Raw genomic sequence first — 25,958 nt, forward strand, 5'->3', positions numbered from 1 at the left:
TAGGGGTTACTTCAACTACCAGAAAGGTCTCGAAAGAGGCCTTTTTATGTTTTGCATTAAGACATCAATTGATAGCCAGCCAAGAAAAACCTTCATCCTGCTTGGCAACTTTAATCCAATCCCGGCCTTTCGCACAGACTTGCACCAACTCATCCAATGCCAGCTCCACCTGATTATTCTGCTCACTGACATGAGAGACTACGAGATGTTGTAAGCGATCCTGATCCACCTGCCGTAAGAAATCTGCCGCTTGTTGATTATTCAAGTGACCGTAGTTACCCGCCACTCGATGCTTCAAAGACGGCGGATAAGGGCCGTTTCGCAGCATGGTGAGATCATGATTGCACTCAAGCAATAAAGCATCACACTGCTTGTAATGATTAACGACGTAAGGCGTGTAGCTGCCTAAATCAGTCAACACGCCCAAACGTTTGTTGTGATACTGAACGACAAACTGAACCGGTTCTTGCGCGTCGTGCGGCACAATCACAGGCTGGATGCTGAGAGCGCCCACCTTAAAAGGTTCATGACTGCAAATCAAAGCAAGCTGCTGATGAGCTTCCAAGGATTTAGCACGCGCTGTTCCATAAGTCATATAGACAGGAATTTTATAGCGACGAGCAAAGGGCGCTGCACCTTTGATGTGATCGCCATGTTCATGGGTCACCAATACAGCAGAAACCTGAGACGCTTCTAGACCTAACGCAGCTAACCGAATCTCCGTCTCTTTTACCGTAAAACCGCAATCAATCATGATGATGGTGTCTTCGGCTTTAACCAGCGTAGCATTGCCTTTACTACCACTGCCTAATGACGCAAATTCAATAATGCTCATAGTCAAATCAAACGTTAGAAAGGATATTTAATAGAAGAGATACACCGCAGTGTAAAGAAGTGCGAACGGTACATACCGTCCGCACTTTATATCTGGAATTTAGAACAGTCGATCTTGAACAAACTCAAGAACTTTAAGCGCTTGAGCAGCGTCCATGTTATTTCCGTCTTTGTCAGTCACTAAGACTTGAACACGATATTCATCCAAAGACACCACATGAATCAGTAATTCCTGATCGCTGTCTGAGATTTCATCCGCTCCGAATAGACGTGCAAAGAAACCTGGCTCTTCTTGTTTAGCCCGATGATTGTAAGTCACAAACATCTTGCCTTCAGAACGATTTCGATCCGTTACTTTCAGTACTAAATCATCCGCAGAGTTTACGACCGATGCCCAAGCGCGATCGAATCTCGCATCCAATTGTAATATCGGATAATCCTCATCATCACGAATCAAAGCAACTCGGGAATCCCCAACAATTCCTTCAGCAAGGAAAGAGGAGCTTTGGCCCGATACGGTTTGTTTCGCCAAGAAGGTAATCAATTCATCAATGACCGCAGCAGAAAGCGCCAAGTTTTCAGATTGCTTCGGCCACGCCTCATTCGGTTCGTATGAACTTGGCGCAGATGCACTTTCATACAAGCCAACTGAACGCTGCACCAGATGTACTTCGGTTAAACCACGACGGATGCCCTGCTCTACCGATACTCGGTATTTATCTAATAGATCATCACCCAGGAACACACGCCCTTTTACTCGAGACATCAGAGATTGGCGTTCATCATTACGTTTGATCCAACGCGTTTCAAGAACACCTTCTCTAGGCTGTTCATATACCACAGCGATACGGTGAAGATCCCAAAACTGACGAACCAAAGGCCAAACCTGGTTAGGTGGCTGGGCGACTACAATCCAACGTTGATCATCCAACTTCCTTAGCTGTACGCCATCTTTATCGTCGGTCAACGACAGAGGTTCGGGACGAGGAACGTCTGCTATCAGCTCGCCCGGTGCTAATGTGTCCTTTTCCGGAATTGGATAAAGATCGATAAACTCTACGTTTTCACCTGCCAACCCTTTGGTAGGAGCCGTTTCCTGAACGTTTTTATATTCCTCGTCCAGATCGGAAAATAGTGAACACGAAGACAAAGAAAATGCAGCAACGATCACCGTTGCTGCATTCCATTTCTTGAACTGATTCAAAAAGATAGCCATACGTCCTTTCTTATTTTTAGCGCCTGTTACGTTATTTAGTACCCGAGGCCTATTTAATAGCACCAGCAGCTTTCAGCGCTTCATGTACCTGTGCATGGTACTTTGAATCCAATACGGTTAATGGCAAACGAATACCTTCACCCATAAGTCCCATGTCCGCCAACGCCCACTTTACCGGAATGGGGTTACTCTCAACGAACATCGCATTGTGTACAGGCATGATTTCATCATTTAGCGCTTTCGCTTCGTCCGCTTTGCCATCTAGAGCTAGCTTACAAAGGCGAGACATTTGTGCCGGCAGCACATTTGCAGTCACAGAAATATTACCGTGACCACCCAAAAGAATAAGATCAAAGGCTGTTGCATCATCACCTGAGTAAACTGCAAAACCTTCTGGTACAGCATCAATCACTTGTTTTGCACGAACCAGATCACCTGTGGCTTCTTTGATACCCACAACGTTTTTAAGTTCAGCAATTCGCGCAACCGTTTCCGGAAGCATGTCACAAGCTGTACGACCAGGCACATTGTATAGAATCTGAGGAATATCTACGGCGTCTGAAATGGCTTTGTGATGCTGAAACAAACCTTCTTGGGTTGGCTTGTTGTAATATGGCGTCACCAGCAAACACGCATCAGCACCGGACTGATGAGCAGTCTCAGTAAGTTCAATCGCTTCCGATGTACTGTTTGCACCAGTACCCGCGATTACAGGAATACGACCCGCCACACGATTAACCACGTGTTTGATTACCAAGCAGTGCTCCTTCACATCCAGAGTCGCCGACTCTCCTGTGGTACCAACCGCAACAATAGAATCAGTGCCATTGTCGATATGAAAATCGATTAAGCGATCAAGAGCTCCCCAATCAACTTTGCCGTTATCAAGCATTGGGGTGACAAGTGCAACAATACTGCCAGTAATCATTAGGCCTCTCCGTTGGAATTCCAAGCCGGTCATTTTAGAGCTCTGATACCAATGACACAAGGGCAATACCCCGCTTTCTGGGAGCTCTGAAGGATTTTTTTACGGATCAGTTTAATAACCCTTAGGCATCGCCTATTATTTGTCTCAACTAACAACCAATAACCTTGTCCTAAAGTTGTCGAGATACAAACGGAATGGGTTATATTGATTAATGGAATTTATATGTCTCAAACAAATTTAGTTATTACTGCACTGGGCTCTGATCGTTCAGGCATCGTTAAAGATCTGTCCAGTTTAATTGCGAACCACGGTGCTAACATTCAAGACAGCCGCATGACCGTTCTTGGTGGCGAATTTGCGATTATCATGATGGTATCCGGCCCTGAAGAAAACATTCAAGAATTAGAGAAAAAACTTCCAAGCGAAGTAGAAGCGCTGAACCTTACGACCATCATCAAACGTACCAGTGGTCGTGAAACCTGTCATGACACCATTGCCTATGTCACTGAAATCATCGCTATTGATAACCCTGGTATCGTATCCGACATTACCGGTTTCTTTTCCAATCGCAGCATTAACATCGATGACTTGACCACAGGCACCTATGCAGCACCGCACACAGGAACTCAGATGTTTAATCTAACCATGCGTGTAAACATCCCAAGCTCTCAGAGCATTGCTCAGCTGAAAGATGACTTCATCCAATTTTGTGATGATCGCAATCTCGACGCTATTATCGAACCTCTTCGATAATTCTCTTTTGCCAGAGCATCCTTCAGATGCTCTGGCAATCCAATGTTTACATTCATTCGTATAAAATCTCGAAATAATATCTAGACTATTCACACTTTGAATCAAAGGAACTTCTCTATGTCAGAACTTGCCGTTGGCCAGCCTGTCCCAGACTTCACTTCGGAAGCAACTAATGACACTACGATTACCCTATCCAACCTAAAAGGCAAAAATGTTGTCATTTACTTTTATCCTAAAGACAGCACCCCGGGTTGCACGACTGAAGGCCAGAACTTCCGAGATCTTTACAGTGAGTTTCAATCGAACAACACAGAAATCTTCGGCGTATCGAAAGATTCAATGAAGCGCCATGATAACTTCAAAGCAAAACAAGAGTTTCCATTCGAGCTTATTTCAGATCCTGAAGAAGCGCTGTGTAAGCACTTTGATGTGATCAAGTTAAAGAAACTCTATGGTAAAGAATATATGGGTATCGAACGCAGCACCTTCCTGATTGATGCCAACGGCGTCCTCCGTAACGAATGGCGCAAAGTCAAAGTGAAAGGTCATGTGGATGAGGTGTTAGAAGCCGTAAAGGCCTTGTAAGATCACACATTAAAAAGGGAGCATGAATTAGCTCCCTTTTATTCTTATTCAGCAGCTTCTACTGCTTCATGATGACTCGCCACCTTAGGCCAAGCCGTCATTATGGCTTTAATCAAAGTTGCCAGCGGAATCGCAAAGAAGATCCCCCAGAATCCCCAAAGCCCACCAAAGAACAGTACAGCCACAATAATAACGACCGGGTGGAGATTAACCGCTTCTGAGAAGAGTAATGGCACCAGAATATTGCCATCCAACGCCTGAATCACCAGATAGACGATCATCAAGGTCGCGAACTCAGAACCAAAGCCCCATTGGATAATCCCTACGGCCGCAACAGGTACCGTAACCACTGTAGCACCCACATAAGGAATCAATACAGACAAACCGACCAACAAAGCCAACAACACAGAATATTGCAGACCTAAGATGGCAAAGCCAATGTAAGTTGCGACGCCCACAATGACGATCTCAATCACTTTACCTCGAATGTAGTTGGCAATTTGTTCATTCATTTCCTCACCAACTTCATCAAGCATACGACGTTTTTTCGGCAACAGAGATTGCAGTACAGATAAGAAATAATCCTTATCTTTCAAAAAGAAAAACACCATCAAAGGCACGACTACAAAGTAAATCAAAATTGTGATCACACCAGGAATACTCGACACACTCAACGACACTAGGAACTGACCTAACTGACCAATCTCACCTTTCGCTAAGGAAAACCATTCATCCAGCTGTTCAGAACTAAGCTGCCCTGGATACCTATGACTAAGTTCAATTAGGTAACTCTGAAACTCAGTGCTGTATCTGGGAACTTCAGTAAAGAATGATGTGAGCTGGGACCATACCAGGGGCAGTAACACCAACATCAGAGCGAGCGACACGCCCATAAAGAAAACCACAGCTAAGGATACCGCGAGCAACTTTGGCGCGCCCCACGATGTTAATATGTTCACAAGCCCTTGCAGCATATAGGCAATAATTATCGCCGCAATCACCGGCGTTAGAATATCACCAAATAACCATAAGCCAGCCGCAGTAAAGAAAAGCAACAGAAGAAACACCACCGGCTCTTCTTCAGAAAAATACTGCCCAGCCCAACGTTTTAAAATATTGATCATTAACGATTTCCTTTCTTTATCCAGTAGCAGTAATGCCCTTGGTCTTGCTCGGCGTGTAAGAGTTCATTAACTGAATTATCAACGAATACCTGAATATCTCGCCATGAGCCCGCATCCGTTGCTATGACCTTCAACACATCACCCACATTCAACTTGTTCAAGGATTGCTTGGTTTTCAACAATGGGAGCGGGCAACTTAAACCACTGGCATCCAGTAAGTCATCAAAAGCTAACTTATCAAACGTTACTTCATCATTTTTTTCTGGAACTGACGGATTACTCATCTTGTCTTTACTATCTTTAAAGATAACTGGCTCGTATAGAGGTTGGGTTTAGTGTCTGATATAGATTACCAGAACATGGCTAATATACATGTTTCAACAGTTGGTATAGTCTAAGTAAAAAACAGCGGGTACTGCTAGCACCAATGAATAAAACCTATCGTTTCTTTGCACTTTTTTGCGCTTTTCTGATCAGCTTTCAGTCAATCGCCTATGCTTCCAACCAATTACCCAGCCTTGGAGACTCCACCTCTGGATTCATATCCCTGGAACAAGAGCACAAACTTGGCCGAGGTTGGTTACGAGCGTTAAGAAATCAAACCAAAATTCTCGAAGATCCTCTTCTTAATGACTACCTCGAATTTACGATTTATCGTTTGGTAGAAAACAGCCAACTTACTGACCGTCGATTGGAAACCATCATTATCGATAACAACACCCTTAATGCCTTTGCTGTGCCCGGAGGAGTTATTGGCGTTAATACCGGTTTGTTTTTGTTTTCTAGCACTGAAGGACAATTTTCTTCGGTACTAAGCCATGAATTAGCCCACATCAGTCAACGCCATTTTGCTCGACGCGTTCAAGACGCCGAGAAGCGTCGACCTCTAACCATGGTTGGCTTACTCGCCTCCGTTCTTCTCGCGGTGACAACAGGCGGAACAGCCGCCATTGCAGCAGGCTCTACGACTTATGCTGCCAGCGCTCAAGCTGAACTCGCCTTTAGTCGAGACATGGAGCAAGAAGCTGACCGTATCGGCATGGATACTTTATACAAATCCGGTTACAACCCGAATGACATGACCAACATGTTCAAGAACATGAATGAAGCCAAACGCTTCTGGGGTACAAACCCTCCTGAATATCTATTAACTCACCCTCTGACAGAATCGCGCATCTCAGACAGTGCAAACCGTGCCAACCAATATTCCAACGTTAAAGGCAGAACCAGCTTTGAGTTTCAGTTAATGAAGCGCAGGGCTGAAATTCATGCCATGACTTCGTCTAAAGAATGCATCAAGAAATATGAGGACAAAGCTGCCAACAGCACTGGCGTTCAACAAAAAAGCGCGTTCTACGCACTTTCTATCTGTCAGATGGAAGATGAACAATACGCTGCGGCCCTTGAAACGCTTACTAAGCTTCAAAAACTTCACCCAATGAGCATCACGTTAAATGTGCTGGAAGCGGAAATTCTTTCCAAGCAAGAGAAGCTGGATGACGCAGAACAAAAACTTAAAAACCTTCTTGCTGATAATCCAGAGAATTATGTGATTACCTTATATCTGGCTAATACCTACAATAAAAATGATAACGCTCGAAAAGCTGCATTTCTTTTGCAAGACCTAAGCTTTCAACGTCCGAATGATCCACATGTGTGGACGAAACTTGCAGAAGCCCAGCGTTTGAACAACAACCAGATTGGCTATTACAAAGCGGCCGCAGAGTATTATCAATTAAACGGTGACTTTACTAACGCCCAACGTCAATTAATGCGCGCAGTTAAGCTAGCCGAGTTTGATTTCCATGAAAAATCGATTATTGAAGAACGTATTAAGTTTATCGAATCCCTGAAAACGGAATTTAATCAGTAATTTTTCTTACCCATAACAAAAAGCAACAAAATTAAAAAAGCCTCTCGATGAGAGGCTTTTTGCTTTTCTTTATGTCTGTCAGACATATCTAACCGAATATTTATTTGGGCGCATTGAAGTCCAACATTCTCTGCAACGGCTTCATTGCCTTTTGACGAATATCTTCATCAACAAAGATTTCTTCGCCACCGTTTCTTAGCACATTCTCAATGCGCTCAAGCGAGTTCATTGCCATCCAAGGACAATTAGCACAACTTCGGCATGTTGCACCTTCACCGGCGGTTGGCGCTGCAATCAACTCTTTATCTGGAGCCGCTTGCTGCATCTTATAAAAGATGCCACGGTCTGTTGCCACGATGCATTGCTTATTAGGTAGTTCGGTAGCCGCCTTAATCAACTGTGACGTTGATCCAACAACATCAGCAAGCTCAACAACCGCTTGTGGTGACTCAGGATGAACCAAAATAGCTGCATCAGGATAAACCTTTTTCAGATCCGCCAATGCCTTACCTTTAAACTCATCATGAACGATACATTCACCGTCCCAAAGAATCATATCGGCACCCGACATACGCTGAACATAACTGCCTAAGTGCTTATCCGGCGCCCAAATGACCTTTTCACCTTTCTCAGCCAAGTGCTCAGCTACTTGTAATGCAATACTCGAAGTCACTACCCAATCGGCCCTGGCCTTCACAGCCGCTGACGTATTGGCATAAACAACAACCGTACGATCAGGGTGCTGATCACAAAACTCGGAAAACTCTTTGATAGGACAACCCAGATCCAAGGAACAGGTCGCATCTAGCGTTGGCATATAGACCGTTTTCTCAGGGCTGAGAATCTTGGCCGTCTCCCCCATGAACTTAACCCCAGCAACCAACAAAGTCTCAGCAGGGTGATTTTTACCAAAGCGAGCCATTTCAAGCGAATCAGCAACACAGCCACCCGTCTCTTCTGCCAAAGCCTGTACATGCTCGTCACAGTAGTAATGGGCAACCAGAGCCGCATTACGCTCTTTTAACAAAGCACCAATGCGATCTTTGTAAGCTTTAACTTCTTCCTCGGAAAGGACTTTTGGAGCCGACTCAAAGTGTTGTTGAACAAACAGCCGATCCAGATCAATTTCAATGCGTGGTTGACTCATAAAGCTTTATCTACTTCTTAACACGGAGGGAATTCTTAGCTGGGATTTTAGCACAAGATGCAAAACGAACGAACCAATGACTGGCATTGGTTATTTTACAAATCATTTATTTCAGGCAAGAAAAAAGGGAGCATAAGCTCCCCTGAATAATGGTGGGTCGTACAGGATTCGAACCTGTGACCAATTGGTTAAAAGCCAACTGCTCTACCAGCTGAGCTAACGACCCATTATCTGGTTTCAAAATCAAAGCTGACGCTGTCAACTTCTTAAAATTCGTGGTGGGTCGTACAGGATTCGAACCTGTGACCAATTGGTTAAAAGCCAACTGCTCTACCAGCTGAGCTAACGACCCGAAGTGGCTGCGTATATTAACGTCAAAAATTTCAAATGCAAGACTTTTTTAAAAAATTCCTAATTAACTTTTGAAAAAAGTTCAGATGGTGAAAAAACACTCAAATAAAGCAACCAAAGTCAGCAACAAATACTAACTAAACTATTGATAAGGCGTCGGATCAGCGAGTTCAGCCTGTTCAAATCCTGCTTGTCTTAAACGGCAAGCATCACAGCGTCCACATGCGCGACCGTCATTATCCGCCTGATAACAAGAAACTGTCAGACCATAATCCACACCTAACTTAGTTCCTTCCGTCACTATGTCCGCTTTCGATAATTTCATTAACGGCGTATTGATATTAATCTGTTGCCCTTCAACCCCCATTTTGGTGGCTAAGTTTGCAGTACGCTCAAAGGCTTCAATGAATTCAGGCCGACAATCAGGATAACCGGAGTAATCCACTGCATTCACACCAATAAAAATATCCTGAGCTTCAAGAACTTCCGCCCAACCCAAAGCAATGGAAAGGAAAACCGTGTTTCGTGCCGGTACATAGGTCACAGGAATGCCATCACTTTCTTCTTCAGGAACGTCGATAGACTCGTCTGTTAGCGCCGAGCCACCAATGTCATCAAGATTAAGAGTAACCACCTTATGTTCTTTCACGCCCATCTGAGTAGCTACACGCTGCGCAGCCTGCAGCTCAGAGGTATGACGCTGACCATAGTTAAAACTTAGCGCATAGCACTCAAACCCTTGAGCCTTTGCCATAGCCAGAACCGTTGCCGAGTCCAATCCTCCTGACACCAACACAATGGCTTTTTTTGTCATTTCCACACCTATCTTATAAATCTAATTCACAAACACTTTAATCTTACGATGGCCAAAAAATTAACGCCCCGGCTCATCATTCCATAGTAGTTTATGGAGTTGTAACTGCATCCTAACCTGAATACCATCCGCAACAATCCAATCTGCCAAATCTGTTGCTGATACCTGATGGAAGCTTGGTGAAAATAGCACGTCATCAACACGATCAAGCAGTGCCAACTGATCTACCTGCATCTTCGACCAGTCATAATCCTGACGACTACAGATCACAAATTTAACCTGATCTTGTTTATTTAAGTACGCGATATTGTCGTAAAGATTTCGATGACACTCTTCTGAATCAGGCGTCTTAAGATCAAGGATCTTAACAACCCGAGGATCAACCTTAGACACATCAAGCGCACCACTGGTTTCCAACGATACGTCATACCCCTGATCACACAAGCGTTCTAATAAAGGTAAACAATTTGGCTGCGCTAATGGCTCACCACCGGAGACGGTAATATGCTTTGCGGAATATTTAGATACTTCCGCCATTATCTCATCCAACGTCTTCCACTCACCACCACTGAACGCATATTCAGTATCACAATACTGACAGCGCAGCGGGCACCCGGTTAATCGAATAAATACCGTAGGAAGGCCAACTGTTCGCGTTTCACCTTGCAAAGAATAAAAAATTTCAGTAATTCGCAGTTTCGAAGATTCCGACGCTACCACGTCAGAAGAGGCAGATTGAGACATAGATTAATATTTCACCAACAAAAACTGAGGCGCGATATTAACCGAAGAGGCGTTCAGATGAAACCGGCGAACACTAAGGATTTACGATATTCCCAGTATTCGTCGGTTTTATCCGATTAAATGAGGCCAAATTAGGAACCTATAAATAAGTTCCTTAAGGATTTAACTTGGATTTAGCTTTAATCGCTTCAGCAGAGTTCGGGTACTCCGCAACCAACTTATTCAGCAGTTGATTGGCTTTAGCATTTTGACCTTGCGAAGCTTTCATGGAAGCGAGTGAATATAGGCTAGACGCCGCCTTGATACTCTTCGGATACTCTTCCAGTACTCGATTGTAATAGCCTTCCGCCTTATCGTTCTCACCGCCACGCTTATAAATCTGTGCCAACCAATAATAAACATTCGGCTTCAGAGGTGTTTCCGGATGTGCTTTCAACAAGCGCAAAAATGCAATCGCAGCTTCAGTATCGCGCCCACCTTCGTCAAGCAGCGCTTTTGCCTTCTGGTATCGTGTTTGATCCGTTTCACCATCAGACGATGAACCAACATCAGAGGTTGCAATAGAGTCTGTCGTTGATGCCTCACTTCCTGAAGAGTCAACAACAGGAGCCTTCTCTATCTCAACCAGCTTTTCAGCCAACTTTTGCAAACGACGATCAAGGTCCTCATACAGAACTTTACTCTTTTGCTTTAACTCAGAGATTTGACGCTCTTGCTCTTCAACCTTGGCTCTCAAGGTCTGTAACTCTTGAACCAATAGCGTTCGGTCATCCGCCAACGGATTTGCTGGCTCAATAGAATCAGTAACAATACCAAAATCTTCAACCTCATCCGCAGTATCTTCAGCAGCAACTGTTTGAGACGCAGAACTCTGACTATAGGTGTTCTGATTACCAACGTTGCCCTGAGCTAAAGACACTGGCTTAGCTTGAGCTGTAGGCTCTGGTGTTGGTTTTGGTGAGGACGAAACACGCTCAGAAGGCGCAACATAGGTTGGCGAAGATTCTGTTACCTGAACAGCCCACGCCGAAGTTAAGTAAGACGCTAACAACACGCCCATGACGGGTCTTAAACTAATGGTAGGTTTCACAATAACGAAGACTTTTGAAAGTTATGGATTTACGAATAAAAAAGGGCTTCGCAAAGCGAGCCCTTTTTAGATTATTCACTAATCTGCTATTCATATTAAGCCAATGCCAGATAGACAAAGCCTAATTGAATAATGTTACTAAATAGGTACTTAGTAACTTAGCTCAACACGACGGTTTTTAGCGTGGTTTGAGAAATCAGCAGGCTTCTCTTCACCGTAACTAATAACTTCGATCTGAGATGAAGCAACACCTTCAGACATCAAAACCTGAGCAATAGCCTTACCACGACGCTCACCCAAAGCTAAGTTGTACTCGCGAGTACCACGCTCATCAGCATGACCGGCAAGGTTTACTTTAGCGCCTGAGTCCACCTTCAAATAAGCAGCGTGCGCTTTCAACGCGTCTAATGCAGGACCTTTCACTTCAGACTTATCGAAGTCAAAGTAGAACACAGTCAACGCAGTCATTGCCGCATCTTTCGCTGCAGATGCTTCAGACATCGCGTTCTCAGCCATAGAGTCAGTAGACTGACCTGTCATAGCCTGACCGTTCACGCCAGAAGACTCACCAGTACCAGCAGTAGTTGCAGAAGAACCAGCGGTTTCAGAAGCCGTTGAAGAACCTGCAGTTGATGCCGAAGACGAAGTCTCTTCTTGAGTTGGGTTTGAGCCACACGCTGTAAGTACAGCAGCAGACAAAGATACTAGTGCAAATTTCTTGAATGGCGTTAAGTCCATAATCTTTCCCATGATCCAGTTAGGTTTATCAGTTTCAATTCAATATTCTTTTCGATCTAAACTGCCAGTGTCTGAAGAGCTACCGTCTTAGATAAGGTGACCACGCAGGTTCACGTACATCTCCTTTACTTGATGGTAAGCGCATACTTACCTCACCATCAATGGATACTACCGACAACACTCCTTGATCTCTATATTTAGTAGCATAGATCACCATTCCACCATTAGGTGCAACACTCGGTGATTCATCGAGATCACTTTCAGTTAAGACTTTAATTCGTCCTGTTTGCAAGTCTTGTCTTGCAATATGGAAAATTCCCTCACTGCGATGCACCATAACTAAATAACGACCATCCCGTGTCATCTGTGCTCGCGCATTATAGTCTCCATGGTATGTTAAGCGCTCAACCTTATTAGTTGCAAGACTCAACCTATAAATCTGTGGGTTTCCAATTCGATTAGAGGTAAAAATAATGCCTTTTCCATCCGGTGTCCAACTTGGCTCTGTATCGATTGCGTAATGTCGAGTTTTTCGAGACAACTTTTTCGTCTGAAGGTCCAGAACATAAATTTCCGGATTACCGTCTCGAGACAACACAAAAGCCAACTTTTGATCATCAGGCGACCAGCTAGGTGCACCATTTAAACCCTCAAAAGAAGAAACCCGCACTCTTTTGCCCGTTTCTTTATATTGAATATAGATCGCTGGGCGTCCTAACTTTTGCCCCTTACGACGTTCAAATGAAACATAGGCCAGTTTTTTACCATCATTCGACCAGCTTGGTGAAATAATCGGCTCATCAGATCTAAGCACATAACGTGCCCGACCACCATCCGCATCAGCAATATTCAACTGAAACATCGGATTACTTTTTACATTCTCAACCGTGACATAAGCAATTTCAGTAGAAAAGGCACCTGGCTTGCCCGTTATCTTTTCATAGACCTTATCACTTATGTAATGAGCTATGTCACGTAGTTGGGTTTCTTTTCCAGGAACAACTTCCGCAAGCACACTTTGCCCCAGGAAAATATCAAACAACTCATAACGAACTTGATATTCACGCTTAACCGCATCAAAGCCAATTTGTCCGATCAATACGAAATCCTGATTGGTTCGCTCCCAATCGGCATAGATAAAATCTTCAGACTTGTGCGGAAGGCTTAACATGTTGCCAACTGGCAACAAATCAAAATAACCGCTTCGATATAAGTCGCTGGAAACTATCCCCGAAACATCTTCTGGCAGAGCATTATTGCCCTGCCAAGCAAAGGGAACAACAGCCACAGGAATAGCACTTTCAACGCCTTTGGTGATTAAAATACTAATTCTTGGACCATCTTCACTTGCAAGAGCACCTGAAGACGCCCCCCAAAGAGCCAATAACACTGTTAGTATCAATTTAGTTCTCATAAATATCACTTACTCGGCGGAACAAAAGTAAACACATAGCCTTTATTTAGCTTCTTAAAGTCATCAGAAGATAAATCTCTGATTTCAGGAATATTCCCCATACTCCATGCTGCCTTCTCAACACTTCGATCTAAAGCAGTATTTCCAGAAGATTTAACCACCTTAACATCCCTTAAATCACCATCCGGTAGAAAATACAGCCACGCTAAAATCACCTGATTCGGCTCTGCTCCTGGCGGAAGAGTCCAATTGGCTATAACAGACTCCTGAACAATAGCTACCACCTGATCTAGAGGTTTGTTATTACTCTTTTGATTCTTGTCCGACTGTTTTTTAGAGTCTTGTTTCTCAAGCTCGGCCAGCTCTTTTTCAAGCGCTTCTAATTCTTTCTGTTCTTGCGCTTTCCGCTTGCGCTCTTCTTCCTGTCTGGCAAGCTCTGCTTCTTGCTTCTCTAATTCTGCTTTTGCGAGTCGCTCAGCTTCTTGTTTCGCTTTAAGCTGTTCTGCTTTTTTCTTTTCTTCCGCTAAACGTTTTTGCTCAGCTTCTTTTTTCTTACGCGCCTCTTCTTTCTTCTTAAGCGCTAACGCTTCTTGCTTTTTCTTCTCTTCCGCAGCTTTTCGTTTGGCAGCTTCTTTGCGCTTCTGTTCCGCTAACTTACGTTTTTTTTCTGCGTCTTTTTGTTTCTTATCCGCAATGCGTTTCTTCTCAGCAGCAACACGCTTACGTTCCAGCTCAGCCTGACGCTTACGCTCAGCTTCCCATTTCTTACGCTTTTCAGCTAAATCTTTTTGTTTCTGCTGTTTGAAAGGGTCTTCACTGACCAGAGAGGCCTTTACATGAGGGACTTCTACGACCTTGGTTTGATCGTGCTCAAAGCCCCAGTCCACCAACAGAAACAGCACAAAAGCAAGATGCACTGCCAGCGAGATCAACAAAGGTTTTTTGAAGCTTTTCAGTTCTTCCATGCGGACACTTAGCTCTCTGCTGGTTCAGTTATTAAACCAACATTTTCAATACCAGCTTGTTGTAGCTGCGCCATCAAAGTAACAACTTTGCCATAAGCCACTTGCTGATCTCCTCGAATCAATACCGCCACATCAGGTGTTTGAGATCGAGCAGCCTTAACCCTAATGATCAGCTTATCAAGAGCAATGGATTTTTTTTCGCTGGCACTGATCGACAAATAAAATTCACCCGACTTATTGATGGAAATCACCAACGGATCAGCCTGTTTGGTTTCATCGATCAATTCAGAATCAACTTTGGGCAACTCAACACTGACACCTTGGGTCAATAAAGGTGCAGTTGCCATAAAGATCACCAACAACACCAACATCACATCAATGTAGGGAACTACATTAATTTCAGACATTGGGCGGTGCTTTTTGTTACTTCCTCGAATGGGTTGAGGAGATGCCATAATTCTTACCTCTTAACCTGAACACGCATAATGATTTATCAGCTCAATCAGTGCTGGGATACGTGAACTTTACGGTGAAGAATGGCCGAAAATTCATCAGCAAAGGTTTCATAACCACCAACAATATCATCAGCTACAGCCGAAAAACGGTTGTAACCAATAACGGCAGGAATGGCAGCAAACAAACCGATTGCGGTCGCGATCAAGGCCTCAGAAATACCAGGAGCAACAACGGCTAACGTAGCCTGTTTCATAGTCGCTAAGCCTCGGAAGGAGTTCATAATCCCCCAAACGGTTCCGAAAAGACCAATATACGGACTGGTTGAACCAACGGTTGCCAGGAATGGAAGCGTTTCTTCAAGCTTTTCAGCTTCTTTTGAACAAGCTACACGCATCGCTCGCTGTGTTCCTTCCATGATGGCATCTGGATCAACACCTGCTTGCTGGCGCAAACGACTAAATTCCTTAAACCCTGCACGAAAAATATTTTGCAGACCGCTGTCAGGATCAGGATTGGTTGATACTTCTCGGTACAATTGTGCGAGATCCATTCCCGACCAAAAGCGCTCTTCAAACTCATTTGCAGAACGCTTAGCCGCCGAAAGAATACGTGTTCTTTGAACGATAATGGCCCAGGAAATAACTGAAGCCAAAACCAGAATTAGCATAACTAATTGAACAAGAAGTGATGCATCACTCACCAGTTGCCAAACTGATAATTGCTCTTGCATTGTTTAATCCTTTTCGACGAAATGATGGCTGTTCTTTTTTGTGACAACTTACTTAAAGTGAAATCTGAGCTCTTCCAGTTAAGAACCTAGATTCATTGATTAGTTCAAAGGTTGGCTCAACAATATACACGATTTGCGTAAAACTTCATCCACAGAGCCTTTAAAAAGAAGGAAAACTTCGCAAGTGGACAGGCTTTACCAAGAAACTCAATTAATCAGAATCAGGAAGATCCAAACCGAAATGGAGGTAAGCGCTATTTGTGACTACACGACCACGAGGCGTGCGCATAATAAAACCTTGCTGGATCAGATAAGGCTCCAATACATCCTCAATGGTGTCTCGTTCTTCACTGATGGCTGCGGCTAAACTGTCCACACCAACCGGGCCACCATCGAACTTTTCAATCATCGCCAATAGTAAACGTCGATCCATGTGATCCAGACCATGCTGATCCACATGCAACATATTAAGTGCTTTATCTGCTGCGTCCTGATCAACCACACCATTGCACTTCACTTCCGCATAATCACGAACACGACGAAGCAAACGGTTAGCAATACGTGGGGTTCCGCGTGAACGACGGGCAACGACCGCTGCCCCCTCTTCATCAATGGTCATGCCTAACTTTTCAGCCGAACGACGAACGATATAGGTGAGATCTTTTACTGAATAGAATTCCAAGCGCTGAACAATACCAAAGCGATCACGCAACGGCGACGTTAACAAACCTGCTCGAGTTGTAGCCCCGACTAACGTGAACGGCGGTAAATCTAACTTAATGGAACGAGCCGCCGGCCCCTCACCGATCATGATATCGAGCTGATAATCTTCCATCGCCGGATAAAGCACTTCTTCAATAGCAGGACTCAGACGATGAATTTCATCAATAAAGAGAACGTCATGCGGTTCAAGGTTCGTCAGCATAGCCGCCAAATCACCCGCCTTTTCTAAAACAGGCCCGGAGGTGGTTTTAATGTCCACCCCCATTTCATTGGCAATAATGTTTGCCAGTGTGGTTTTACCCAAACCAGGTGGACCAAAAATAAGCGTGTGATCTAACGCTTCCTCTCGTTTTCTGGCAGCCTCAATGAAGATCGACATTTGATCCCGGACTTCAGGTTGCCCCACATAATCAGCCAACTGCTTAGGACGTAACGCACGATCCTGATTCGATTCATTGTTGGTTACGGGTTGAGCTGAAATCAAACGATCCGGTTCTAACATCTTCTATATTCCAAACATCGGGTACATAACCCGGAATTATTTTCTCGAAAGGCTTTTTAATGCTAAGCGAATCAATTCTTCACTGGTATTCGCCTGACCTTTAACGGCATTAACCAACTTACTCGCCTCGGTTGGTTTATAGCCCAGTGCAATCAAAGCACTTTCCGCTTCAAGATCAGCATTGGCATTGATTTCAGGTTCCAAGCCTGCAGCAGCTTCTAATGGTAATGCAGTCGACACACCGCTCCAATCTTTTAAACGATCTTTCATTTCAATAATGAGTCGCTCAGCGGTTTTCTTACCGATCCCCGGAAGTTTCACTAACGAAGAGGCATCTTCTGCATGAATGCACCCAACAAACTGATCGGCATCCAAACTCGACAAAATTGCCAACGCCATTTTTGGCCCGACGCCATTCACCTTAATTAATTCTTTAAAGAGAGTACGATCTTCCTTCGAAATAAAGCCGTACAGTAAGTGAGCATCTTCTCTTACGGTTAAATGCGTGTAGAGCAATACAGCCTTGCCCACGTCACCAACTTGATAAATCGTGGTCATCGGCGCTTCGATTTCATAGCCCACACCGTTTACATCCACCAATAATTGAGGGGGATTTTTTTCTTCAAGAGTCCCTTTAATTCGACCTATCACCAGACACTACCTTTATTAAGAATAATTAAACTGTTCGAACCCGGCCGCGACGAACCGCATTCGCGCCACCCATGCGAACCATACTTACTTTGGAATTTGCATGACACAGAGCAATGGCTAAGGCATCGGCAGCATCCGCCTGAGGCATTCCAGGCAATTTAAGCAAGGTCATCACCATGTGCTGGACTTGTGTCTTATCAGCGCTGCCCTTACCAACCACGGATTGCTTTACTCGTCGAGCTGCATACTCATAAACCTCAAGTGACTGAGTGGTCGCAGCCACTATCGCGGCACCACGAGCTTGTCCCAGTTTTAATGCAGAGTCCGCATTCTTGGACATAAAGACTTGTTCAATGGCCATTTCTTGAGGGATATATGTATCGATGACCTGATTCACGCCATCAAAAATGTACTTTAACTTTTCTGGCAAAGATTCCCCTTTAACACGAATACAGCCACTGGCAATGTACTCATGCTTTGCTCCCAATGTATTAATTACGCCGTAACCCGTAATTCTGGAGCCTGGGTCTATTCCTAGAATAATGGCCATTCAAAAACCTGCTTTATAAGCTCACCAAACCATACTGTATTAAAATACAGTTATTATTTCCACCCGGAAATAAAAAAGGCTCCATTTAGGAGCCTTTTCTGACAAATGAACGAATTACTTCTCTTCAGTTGCCGACTTTCTTAGCTTGATGTTCAACTCACGAAGCTGCTTGTTAGAAACTTCTCCAGGAGCATCAGTCATCATACAACTTGCACTCTGAGTTTTCGGGAAGGCAATTACTTCACGGATTGAATCAGAACCTGTCATTAACATCACAAGACGATCCAAGCCGAACGCCAAACCACCGTGCGGTGGAGCACCGAATTTCAATGCATCCAATAGGAAGCCAAACTTCTCCGCTTGTTCTTCTTCAGAGATACCAAGAATTTCGAATACCGCTTGTTGCATTTCTTGGTCATGGATACGAATAGAACCACCACCTAGCTCACAACCATTTAGAACCATGTCATACGCTCGAGACAAAGCGGTAGCAGGATTTGCTTTCAGCTCTTCCGGTGAACAAGAAGGCGCGGTGAATGGGTGGTGAATAGCCGTCAAACCGCCATCCGATGTCTCTTCAAACATTGGGAAGTCCACAACCCAAAGCGGAGACCAAGCACAAGTGTAAAGGTCCATGTCTTCACCCAGCTTACAACGTAATGCACCCAAGGCTTCTGTTACAACTTTCGCTGAATCTGCACCGAAGAAAATGATGTCGCCATTTTCAGCACCAGTACGCTCAAGAACCGCTTTACGTACTTCAATCGGTAGGAACTTAACGATTGGCGCCTGCAAGCCTTCTTCCAAATCGTCTTTGTTGTTCACTTTGATGTAAGCCAGACCTTTCGCACCATAAATACCAACGTACTTGGTGTATTCGTCAATCTGCTTACGAGTCAGTTCAGCACCTTTAGGAAGACGAAGTGCAGTTACACGACCTTTCGGATCGTTTGCCGGGCCACTGAATACTTTGAAGTCCACGTCAGTCATCAGATCAGCAACATCCACCAACTCTAGCGGAATACGCATATCTGGCTTATCACTGCCGTATTTTTCCATCGCTTCAGAGTAAGGCATTCTTGGAAAAGCACCCAAATCCACACCTAAGGTGTTCTTGAACAAGTCACGGATCATGTTCTCAGTGATCGACATAATGTCTTCTTCAGAAACGAAAGACGCCTCGATATCGATCTGTGTAAATTCTGGCTGACGATCTGCACGCAAATCTTCGTCACGGAAACATTTAGCAATCTGGTAGTAACGATCCATACCAGAGACCATCAACAACTGTTTGAACAGCTGAGGGGACTGAGGTAACGCAAAGAAGTTACCTTCATGTGTACGACTTGGTACCAAGTAGTCACGTGCACCTTCAGGCGTAGCACGAGTCAAAATTGGCGTTTCAATATCAAGGAAACCTTCACCATCCAAGTGGTTACGGATCGCCGTAGTAATTTTTGAACGAAGACGTAACTTGTTCAACATCTCAGGACGACGTAGATCGACATAACGATATTTCAGACGAATATCTTCGCCCACACTCTGATGCTCGTCCAACTGGAACGGAGGCGTATCTGCTTTATTCAGGATCGTTAATGAGTGACCTAAAACTTCAATTTCACCCGTAGGCATTTCAGCATTTACAGTCCCTTCCGGGCGATCACGTACAATACCTGTTAATTGAATTACATACTCACTGCGAACCCGATCCGCAGTAGCAAAACTTTCTTCACGATCAGGGTCGAAAACTACCTGGGTAATACCATCGCGGTCTCGTACGTCCAGGAAGATAACACCGCCGTGATCACGACGACGATGAACCCAACCGCACAGAGTAATCTCTTGTCCTACATGTTCTTTTCTTAAAGCACCGCAATAGTGGCTGCGCATAATCTTGTCCTAGTAAATTCTTTCTTATAAGTGACTTTCAAACATTCTTTCGATTCAGACCAATCCCCTGACCTGAACCGCAGGCAGAAATCGGAAAAAAGAGGCTATTATAGGGAACAAAAAAAAGTCCGGCTAGGCCTTGAAGGCTTCTAAGCCAGACTTTTCAGATATATCTCAGGTTTCTGATCCCTGACACGGGAACGTGCCTAAAATCTGCTAAAAATTAATTCACAGGCACAACCAAAACAAACACTTCTCGTGTTACCGGATTCACCCACTTCTCGACGACTTTTGCTTTCACCGTTTTCGTTGAAACTTCTTCCGTTCCAACTCGTTTAACTTTGGTGTTGGCTGTTTCATTGGTCACGGTTTCTGAAGACATCTGTACATACTCAACATCAACGCCTTGGCGAGCAGCTAACTGCTGACGAGCACGAGAAATAGCTAACTGCTCCTGAAAGTGACGGCCTTTCACATGCGTCACCGAAGAGCCCACCACACCATTTCCAGGATTATGGATCCAGACTGGTGTTTGAGGAGTGGTAGGTTGCTGAGCCACTGGTTGCGTTTGACAGCCAGTCAAAATAACAAACAGACATGCACTTAAGATTAATGCGATGTTTTTCATATAGTTCCTTAAGCCCAAAGGGCGTATCTCTCAATCCAATACAGTTTTGGTTATTATGATTAATTAATATACAACTGGTACCGACCAACTACCTTTTTCAAGTAATCTCGGGTTTCTCTGTAAGGCAAACGGGTTGCCAAAATATCGTATACCTCACTCGGCTCTAACTGATTAATACGAGCGTAGGCTTTTTGCATGCTCTTTTGATCTATAAAGGCAGAAGCAACATTCGCAGTTCCGGTATTGTAAGCCGCAATCATACAGTACAAACGACTTTCAGGATTATGAATGCCCTTCAAATAACGATAATTTAGAACATGTAAATATGCCGCCCCCACACGAATATTATTATTCGGATCAAATAGGTACTTGGCTTTAAGGGTTTTACTCTTGCCATAGATAGCTCGTGCCGCATCTCGGCCAGCCGTTCGAGGAACAATCTGCATCAGACCATAAGCAGGAATGCGAGATCGAGCAAGCGGGTTAAAACTGCTTTCCGTATGGATAATCGCCATCACCAATGCTGGCTCCAGCTTCCACTCTTTGGCGTACTTCGCAGTGGATTTCCAATAACGATCCGCTTTATGCATGCCGTATTCTTCCGGCAAACTAATCACCACGGTCAAACGACGCGACACAGGCAAATAGCTAACGCTCGCTTTTTCACCACTGACCAGCTCCTCAGCGATTGCCATGGAATTCGTATTTTTACTGGCCACTGAGGTCGGCAACATGGCTTCTTCTGCGGTCTCAGCTTCAACTTCAACAGTCATCCCCGAGGCTTCTGAAGCGGCTGTCAGCACAGGATCATGATGTAAGGCAGTTTGAATGTTGGTTTGAAAGGTGTCGCCCAACTGAACAGAAACGTCTTGATATGAAATTTCTCGGGCATCGACATCAATGTACTCAATCACTACCGAGTCGTTTTGGTAATCGACAATGGTGCGCTGTTTAAGATCTGTGCTGTACTCTACCCACTGATGAGCACTGGTGAATTGAGTGTCACCCCAGACTTCTTGAATTTCACCAATGTAGGACTGATAAGCCTCATTCAATGCGTCCTCAAACGCCTGAAACTCAGCTTCGGTGGCATCCTGATATTGCTGAAACTCTGTCATTACCTCCAGATATTCGTCCTGCGCTGACACCTTAAACGACATATTTAAAGATGCTGCGACACAGACACACTGAAGGACACTCAGCGTACGTTTCGAAAGACTCAACGTCTTCATGCTTTTTCTCTTTATCCAACCGATTAGTGCTTTTATTGCTGATTGACTCGGATCGAGCCATCAGCTTTTAGTTATATTCGTACTAATAAAAAACTTATTTTGCCAAAATATCGCTTAAGAATTGCGTTGGTGTGAATAATTCACCCTTTAACAAGCTCAACCGAGACAAGCGCTCTTTCAATACCTCATCGGTATAAGGCACCGCTTCACCAAAGCCCCAAACAGGCCCTGGCCAGGCTTCGTCATTACGGTAACGCACCACGTGATGGATATGTAATTGAGGTACAACATTCCCCAATGTAGCGACATTCAGTTTGTGACCAGAGTAGGCATCCATGATTTTTTGAGACAAGAACGACGTCTCTTGAATATAGTGGACACGATCTTCAGCCGTTAAATGATACAGCTCCGTTAACTGCCCCTTGGTTGGCACCAGAATAAACCAAGGGAAACGCTGATCATTCATTAACAGCACTCGACAGAGTGGAAAATCACCAATATGGAAGGTATCTGCTTCGAGTCGTTCATGCAGTTCAAAATTAACCGGGCCGTCCATTCTCGCTCCTTAAATAAAATTCAGCGAAGTATCTTCTAAGTTATTAGCAGTCATTGTCCATTTCGCCAGTAGATAAGCAAGAGGCATTGAAGACAAGGCGTGTCCAAAATCCAAGGTTAAAAAAAGACGCCTCAGCGCCTTTTCTCTGTAGTCTATCGTCGACCTTCACGTCGCATTGCAGACGCACTGTAGTCTCGTTTGCGCAGCTTCTTGTTAAAGACGTGAGCAGAATCCTCATTCGTAATTAACCACTCCGCATAATAACCACCATCTTTTACATCATAGGTGATATTTCCGGCAGTCCATACCAGAGGGACATCATAAAAGTTTACTGAATGTGCTTCACTGAAACGCCACACATCGCCTTCGACTTCAGCGTACTCTTCAGCTAATGCGATCTGCCATGAGTCTTCATCGATATAGAAGACGCGTTTCGTGTATTGATGCTGAATACCGGCACGCAACGTCGCTTCGATATGCCACACGCGATGTAACTCATAACGAGTGAAATTCTGATTCAAAGTTTTTTCACCCAGCAATGCGTCTGAAGACACATCTTCACCCATCATGCGATACGAGTTGTATGGAATGTATTTCTTGGTTTTACCAACCACTTTCCACTCATATAAATCAGGCGCGCCATTGAACAGATCCACCTGATCTACCGTTTTGTAGCCATCACTATTGAACAATTCATCAGCGTACTCCAAATCCGGAGTACGACGAACACGGCGTTGACCCGGCGCGTAATACCAGGCTTTACGAGGTGCTAGGACCTGATCCAAGGTCTCATGAACCAAGGTAATCTGACCCGCAATTGAAGGGGGATAAAGGTTATTTGTCTTTCTCAGAAAAATCTTGTTTTTACGCTTTTTGGCCGGAATTTCAGGGTTAAAATAGACCCCGTACACAGAAATTTCTTTGCGCATAACTTTTTTAGCGCCAGTGTCATACACCACAGCATCGGATAAGGTTGCCACAGACGTTTCACCACGATAACGAAGAATGTGGTTCCAGATCATCTCTTCGGCGGTTTCAGCGTTCGGAAACGGGCTGGTAAGGTCGGATTGCTTCACCCCGGTTCCACGAGGCAGTAGCTCAGCTGTTTTATCGTTTGCCGCTAACGCATCGTAAACTTCTTGTGGGTAGGCCGTTGTTCGACGAGAGGTATAGACAGGAATTTTATACGACGGATATTTTCTGAACATGGCTTTCTGGCCTTCACTCAAAAACTCCGAGTAATCGTTTACGTTGGTGCGATCAATGGTAAATAGTGCAATATCATCTTTAAATGGATCGATGTAATCACCGTCAAATCCTTCCGGTGGTTGCGTCAAACCGCCATCCCAGCGCGGAATATCTTTTCCATCACCTTCCACCGGGCTACCCATTGGCGTCTTCTGAGCCCACGCCACAGAAGCTAATAAACCTAAGGAAACAGCAGCAAACCATTTACGAGAAATCACAGTCATCATTTATTACACCTAATTTTTATTGCCGACCAGTTGCTCATCCATAACCAAGCGTCTGGATTCTATCGGGTTTTAATCGCCCTTATGTTTAATTTTTGTAACAAGGCTTGGAAATTCCCACTCCTTTTTAGACTTTAGGGCTATACCAATAGCCTGAGTCTTTTTACAATAGCTGATTGTCTATCGTTGAACCTTTAAATTTGTTAATTTCTCAGGAAAACCAATGCGTACAAGCCAATATCTGATTCCTACTGTTAAAGAAACGCCATCCGATGCTGTGGTAGTTAGCCATCAATTAATGCTACGTGCCGGGATGATCAGAAAAATTGCAGCCGGTTTGTACACCTGGTTACCCTTGGGTTTAAAGACTCTTCAAAAAGTTGAAACCATTGTTCGTCAAGAAATGAACAAAGCCGGCGCTCTGGAAGTGCTGATGCCTGCTGCTCAACCTGCTGAACTTTGGCAAGAAAGTGGTCGTTGGGAACAGTACGGTCCGGAACTGCTTCGTTTTAAAGACCGTCACCAACGTGACTTCTGCGTAGGCCCGACGCACGAAGAAGTAATTACCGACTTAGCTCGTAATGAATTAACCAGCTATAAACAGCTGCCAATGAACATGTATCAAATTCAAACCAAATTCCGTGACGAAATTCGTCCGCGCTTTGGTTTGATGCGTGGTCGTGAGTTCTTAATGAAAGATGCCTACTCATTCCATGTCACTCAGGAGTGTTTACAATCCACTTACGACAAAATGCATGAAACCTACTGCAACATCTTCAACCGTTTAGGTTTGGACTTCCGCCCTGTAGAAGCGGACAGCGGCAGCATTGGGGGTTCAAGCTCTCATGAATTCCACGTTTTGGCGGATTCCGGTGAAGACGACATCGTCTTCAGTACAGACAGTAGCTACGCAGCTAACATTGAGAAAGCTGAAGCCGTTGCACCAGCGACGGAGCGCCAAGCACCGACTCAAGACAAGGCAGAAGTAGCAACACCGGATCAAAAAACCATTGAAGAAGTGACGGCCTTCTTGAACATTAACGCCAATCAAGTGGTAAAAACATTGATCGTTGAAGGCGCAGTAGCTGAAGATCACCAAGGCCCAGCACCATTAGTTGCTCTAGTTGTTCGTGGTGATCATGAGCTAAATGAGATTAAGGCCGAGCATATTGCAGCCGTTGCGGAACCACTGACGTTTGCAAGTGACGAGCGCATCAAAGACGCCTTGGGCTGCTCTGCCGGTTCTATTGGCCCAGCAGGTCTGGATATCCCTGTATACGTGGACCGCTCGGCTGCGGTTATGTCCGACTTCGTTTCTGGCGCCAACAAAGACGGCTTCCACCTAACGGGTGTCAACTGGGATCGTGATGCTCAAATCACAGAAGTTGCTGACCTTCGTAATGTAGTAGAAGGCGATCAAGCGCCTGATGGCAACGGCACCTTGACCATCAAACGCGGCATCGAAGTGGGTCACATCTTCCAACTAGGTACAAAATACAGCGAAGCGCTCGGCGCAAAAGTACTGGACCAAAACGGTAAAGCGCAAACCATGATCATGGGCTGTTATGGCATTGGTGTTTCCCGTGTGGTTGCTGCAACCATCGAACAAAACAATGATGACCGTGGCATGATTTGGCCTGATGCGATTGCTCCGTTCCAGATTGGAATGGTGCCTATGGGTAAATCTGACGAAGTAAAAGAGCTGACAGAAAGCATTTATAACCAGTTAACCGCAATGGGTTATGACGTTCTTCTGGATGATCGCGATAAGAAAACCAGCCCTGGCGTGAAGTTCGCTGATATGGATTTGATTGGTATCCCTCATCGCATCGTGATCAGTGATCGTGGTCTGAACAACGGGACTATTGAATACAAAAATCGACGTGAAGCCGATGCTCAAGACATTGCAAAAGATGACATCGTTAGCTTCTTGACGAATACAGTAAAGCATTAAACACTTACGATAATGCTGTCGTAATCTTCTCATTACCA

General features: G+C 44.6%; 26 protein-coding genes and 2 tRNA genes. 4 read left to right on the forward strand and 24 right to left on the reverse strand.

What is annotated here, in order from left to right:
• Positions 1 to 64 precede the first annotated feature (64 nt).
• The 3 genes from ACFOEK_RS05730 to dapA form a co-directional block, all read right to left on the reverse strand.
• Positions 65 to 835 (reverse strand): MBL fold metallo-hydrolase, encoded by a 771-nt coding sequence (locus tag ACFOEK_RS05730; RefSeq protein ID WP_386717450.1) that lies wholly within the window; start codon positions 833 to 835, stop codon positions 65 to 67.
• 99 nt (positions 836 to 934) lie between these two features.
• Entirely contained in the window at positions 935 to 2,050 is a 1,116-nt protein-coding gene (bamC, locus tag ACFOEK_RS05735; protein ID WP_386717452.1) for an outer membrane protein assembly factor BamC, read from the reverse strand.
• Positions 2,051 to 2,099: 49 nt separating this feature from the next.
• Positions 2,100 to 2,978, reverse strand: coding sequence for a 4-hydroxy-tetrahydrodipicolinate synthase (gene dapA, locus ACFOEK_RS05740; protein ID WP_386717455.1), 879 nt, complete (start codon positions 2,976 to 2,978; stop codon positions 2,100 to 2,102).
• A 222-nt stretch (positions 2,979 to 3,200) separates the two neighbouring features.
• On the opposite strand from dapA, the gene ACFOEK_RS05745 reads away from it, so the two are divergent.
• Together ACFOEK_RS05745 and ACFOEK_RS05750 are read left to right on the forward strand one after the other, a co-directional pair.
• A complete protein-coding gene (locus ACFOEK_RS05745; RefSeq protein ID WP_386717458.1) occupies positions 3,201 to 3,731 on the forward strand; it encodes a glycine cleavage system protein R in 531 nt (176 codons plus the stop codon).
• Between the two features lie 117 nt (positions 3,732 to 3,848).
• Positions 3,849 to 4,316, forward strand: coding sequence for a peroxiredoxin (locus ACFOEK_RS05750; RefSeq protein WP_386717461.1), 468 nt, complete (start codon positions 3,849 to 3,851; stop codon positions 4,314 to 4,316).
• Positions 4,317 to 4,360: 44 nt separating this feature from the next.
• Here ACFOEK_RS05750 and ACFOEK_RS05755 read toward each other — a convergent pair whose 3' ends face one another.
• Together ACFOEK_RS05755 and ACFOEK_RS05760 are read right to left on the reverse strand one after the other, a co-directional pair.
• Entirely contained in the window at positions 4,361 to 5,440 is a 1,080-nt protein-coding gene (locus ACFOEK_RS05755) for an AI-2E family transporter (protein WP_386717464.1), read from the reverse strand.
• Positions 5,440 to 5,724, reverse strand: a complete 285-nt coding sequence (locus ACFOEK_RS05760; RefSeq protein ID WP_386717467.1) for a sulfurtransferase TusA family protein — start codon at positions 5,722 to 5,724, stop codon at positions 5,440 to 5,442. The genes ACFOEK_RS05755 and ACFOEK_RS05760 overlap by 1 nt, the downstream gene beginning before the upstream one ends.
• Positions 5,725 to 5,867: 143 nt before the next feature.
• Here ACFOEK_RS05760 and ACFOEK_RS05765 point away from each other — a divergent pair, with 143 nt between their 5' ends.
• A complete protein-coding gene (locus ACFOEK_RS05765) occupies positions 5,868 to 7,313 on the forward strand; it encodes a M48 family metalloprotease (protein WP_386717470.1) in 1,446 nt (481 codons plus the stop codon).
• Between the two features lie 100 nt (positions 7,314 to 7,413).
• Here the strand turns inward: ACFOEK_RS05765 and nadA are convergent, their stop codons facing one another.
• The 19 genes from nadA to ACFOEK_RS05860 all read right to left on the reverse strand — a co-directional run bounded on the left by nadA (position 7,414) and on the right by ACFOEK_RS05860 (position 23,969).
• Positions 7,414 to 8,460: a quinolinate synthase NadA gene (gene nadA / locus ACFOEK_RS05770; protein ID WP_386717474.1), complete on the reverse strand. Its 1,047-nt coding sequence runs from the start codon at positions 8,458 to 8,460 to the stop codon at positions 7,414 to 7,416.
• Positions 8,461 to 8,610: 150 nt separating this feature from the next.
• Positions 8,611 to 8,686: transfer RNA gene (locus ACFOEK_RS05775), tRNA-Lys, on the reverse strand.
• A gap of 50 nt (positions 8,687 to 8,736) precedes the next feature.
• Positions 8,737 to 8,812, reverse strand: a tRNA-Lys gene (locus ACFOEK_RS05780).
• 141 nt (positions 8,813 to 8,953) lie between these two features.
• Positions 8,954 to 9,625 (reverse strand): 7-cyano-7-deazaguanine synthase QueC, encoded by a 672-nt coding sequence (gene queC, locus ACFOEK_RS05785; RefSeq protein ID WP_386717477.1) that lies wholly within the window; start codon positions 9,623 to 9,625, stop codon positions 8,954 to 8,956.
• Positions 9,626 to 9,685: 60 nt separating this feature from the next.
• A complete protein-coding gene (queE, locus tag ACFOEK_RS05790; protein ID WP_386717480.1) occupies positions 9,686 to 10,369 on the reverse strand; it encodes a 7-carboxy-7-deazaguanine synthase QueE in 684 nt (227 codons plus the stop codon).
• Positions 10,370 to 10,523: 154 nt separating this feature from the next.
• Complete coding sequence (locus ACFOEK_RS05795; RefSeq protein WP_386717483.1) at positions 10,524 to 11,459, reverse strand: tetratricopeptide repeat protein; 936 nt, start codon at positions 11,457 to 11,459, stop codon at positions 10,524 to 10,526.
• Positions 11,460 to 11,609: 150 nt separating this feature from the next.
• Entirely contained in the window at positions 11,610 to 12,197 is a 588-nt protein-coding gene (locus ACFOEK_RS05800) for an OmpA family protein (protein WP_386717486.1), read from the reverse strand.
• A gap of 79 nt (positions 12,198 to 12,276) precedes the next feature.
• On the reverse strand, positions 12,277 to 13,611 hold the full coding sequence (gene tolB, locus ACFOEK_RS05805) for a Tol-Pal system beta propeller repeat protein TolB (protein ID WP_386717489.1): 1,335 nt from the start codon (positions 13,609 to 13,611) through the stop codon (positions 12,277 to 12,279).
• 5 nt (positions 13,612 to 13,616) lie between these two features.
• On the reverse strand, positions 13,617 to 14,576 hold the full coding sequence (gene tolA, locus ACFOEK_RS05810; protein ID WP_386717492.1) for a cell envelope integrity protein TolA: 960 nt from the start codon (positions 14,574 to 14,576) through the stop codon (positions 13,617 to 13,619).
• Positions 14,577 to 14,584: 8 nt separating this feature from the next.
• A complete protein-coding gene (tolR, locus tag ACFOEK_RS05815; protein WP_386717495.1) occupies positions 14,585 to 15,031 on the reverse strand; it encodes a protein TolR in 447 nt (148 codons plus the stop codon).
• Positions 15,032 to 15,078: 47 nt separating this feature from the next.
• On the reverse strand, positions 15,079 to 15,762 hold the full coding sequence (gene tolQ, locus ACFOEK_RS05820; RefSeq protein ID WP_386717498.1) for a protein TolQ: 684 nt from the start codon (positions 15,760 to 15,762) through the stop codon (positions 15,079 to 15,081).
• A gap of 211 nt (positions 15,763 to 15,973) precedes the next feature.
• Positions 15,974 to 16,987, reverse strand: a complete 1,014-nt coding sequence (gene ruvB, locus ACFOEK_RS05825) for a Holliday junction branch migration DNA helicase RuvB (protein WP_386717500.1) — start codon at positions 16,985 to 16,987, stop codon at positions 15,974 to 15,976.
• Positions 16,988 to 17,023: 36 nt separating this feature from the next.
• Positions 17,024 to 17,638, reverse strand: coding sequence for a Holliday junction branch migration protein RuvA (gene ruvA / locus ACFOEK_RS05830; protein ID WP_386717503.1), 615 nt, complete (start codon positions 17,636 to 17,638; stop codon positions 17,024 to 17,026).
• A gap of 25 nt (positions 17,639 to 17,663) precedes the next feature.
• Positions 17,664 to 18,188 (reverse strand): crossover junction endodeoxyribonuclease RuvC, encoded by a 525-nt coding sequence (gene ruvC, locus ACFOEK_RS05835; protein WP_386717506.1) that lies wholly within the window; start codon positions 18,186 to 18,188, stop codon positions 17,664 to 17,666.
• A 114-nt stretch (positions 18,189 to 18,302) separates the two neighbouring features.
• Entirely contained in the window at positions 18,303 to 20,078 is a 1,776-nt protein-coding gene (gene aspS, locus ACFOEK_RS05840) for an aspartate--tRNA ligase (protein ID WP_386717509.1), read from the reverse strand.
• 223 nt (positions 20,079 to 20,301) lie between these two features.
• On the reverse strand, positions 20,302 to 20,706 hold the full coding sequence (locus ACFOEK_RS05845; RefSeq protein ID WP_386717512.1) for a hypothetical protein: 405 nt from the start codon (positions 20,704 to 20,706) through the stop codon (positions 20,302 to 20,304).
• Between the two features lie 59 nt (positions 20,707 to 20,765).
• Complete coding sequence (locus ACFOEK_RS05850) at positions 20,766 to 21,938, reverse strand: transglycosylase SLT domain-containing protein (protein ID WP_386717515.1); 1,173 nt, start codon at positions 21,936 to 21,938, stop codon at positions 20,766 to 20,768.
• Positions 21,939 to 22,032: 94 nt separating this feature from the next.
• Positions 22,033 to 22,494: an HIT domain-containing protein gene (locus ACFOEK_RS05855; RefSeq protein ID WP_386717518.1), complete on the reverse strand. Its 462-nt coding sequence runs from the start codon at positions 22,492 to 22,494 to the stop codon at positions 22,033 to 22,035.
• Between the two features lie 152 nt (positions 22,495 to 22,646).
• Entirely contained in the window at positions 22,647 to 23,969 is a 1,323-nt protein-coding gene (locus ACFOEK_RS05860) for a DUF1329 domain-containing protein (protein WP_386717521.1), read from the reverse strand.
• A 220-nt stretch (positions 23,970 to 24,189) separates the two neighbouring features.
• Here ACFOEK_RS05860 and ACFOEK_RS05865 point away from each other — a divergent pair, with 220 nt between their 5' ends.
• Positions 24,190 to 25,920: a proline--tRNA ligase gene (locus ACFOEK_RS05865; RefSeq protein ID WP_386717524.1), complete on the forward strand. Its 1,731-nt coding sequence runs from the start codon at positions 24,190 to 24,192 to the stop codon at positions 25,918 to 25,920.
• Positions 25,921 to 25,958 lie beyond the last annotated feature (38 nt).

The organism is Litoribrevibacter euphylliae, from assembly GCF_042646085.1.
Taxonomy (GTDB): Bacteria; Pseudomonadota; Gammaproteobacteria; order Pseudomonadales; family Litoribrevibacteraceae; genus Litoribrevibacter; species Litoribrevibacter euphylliae.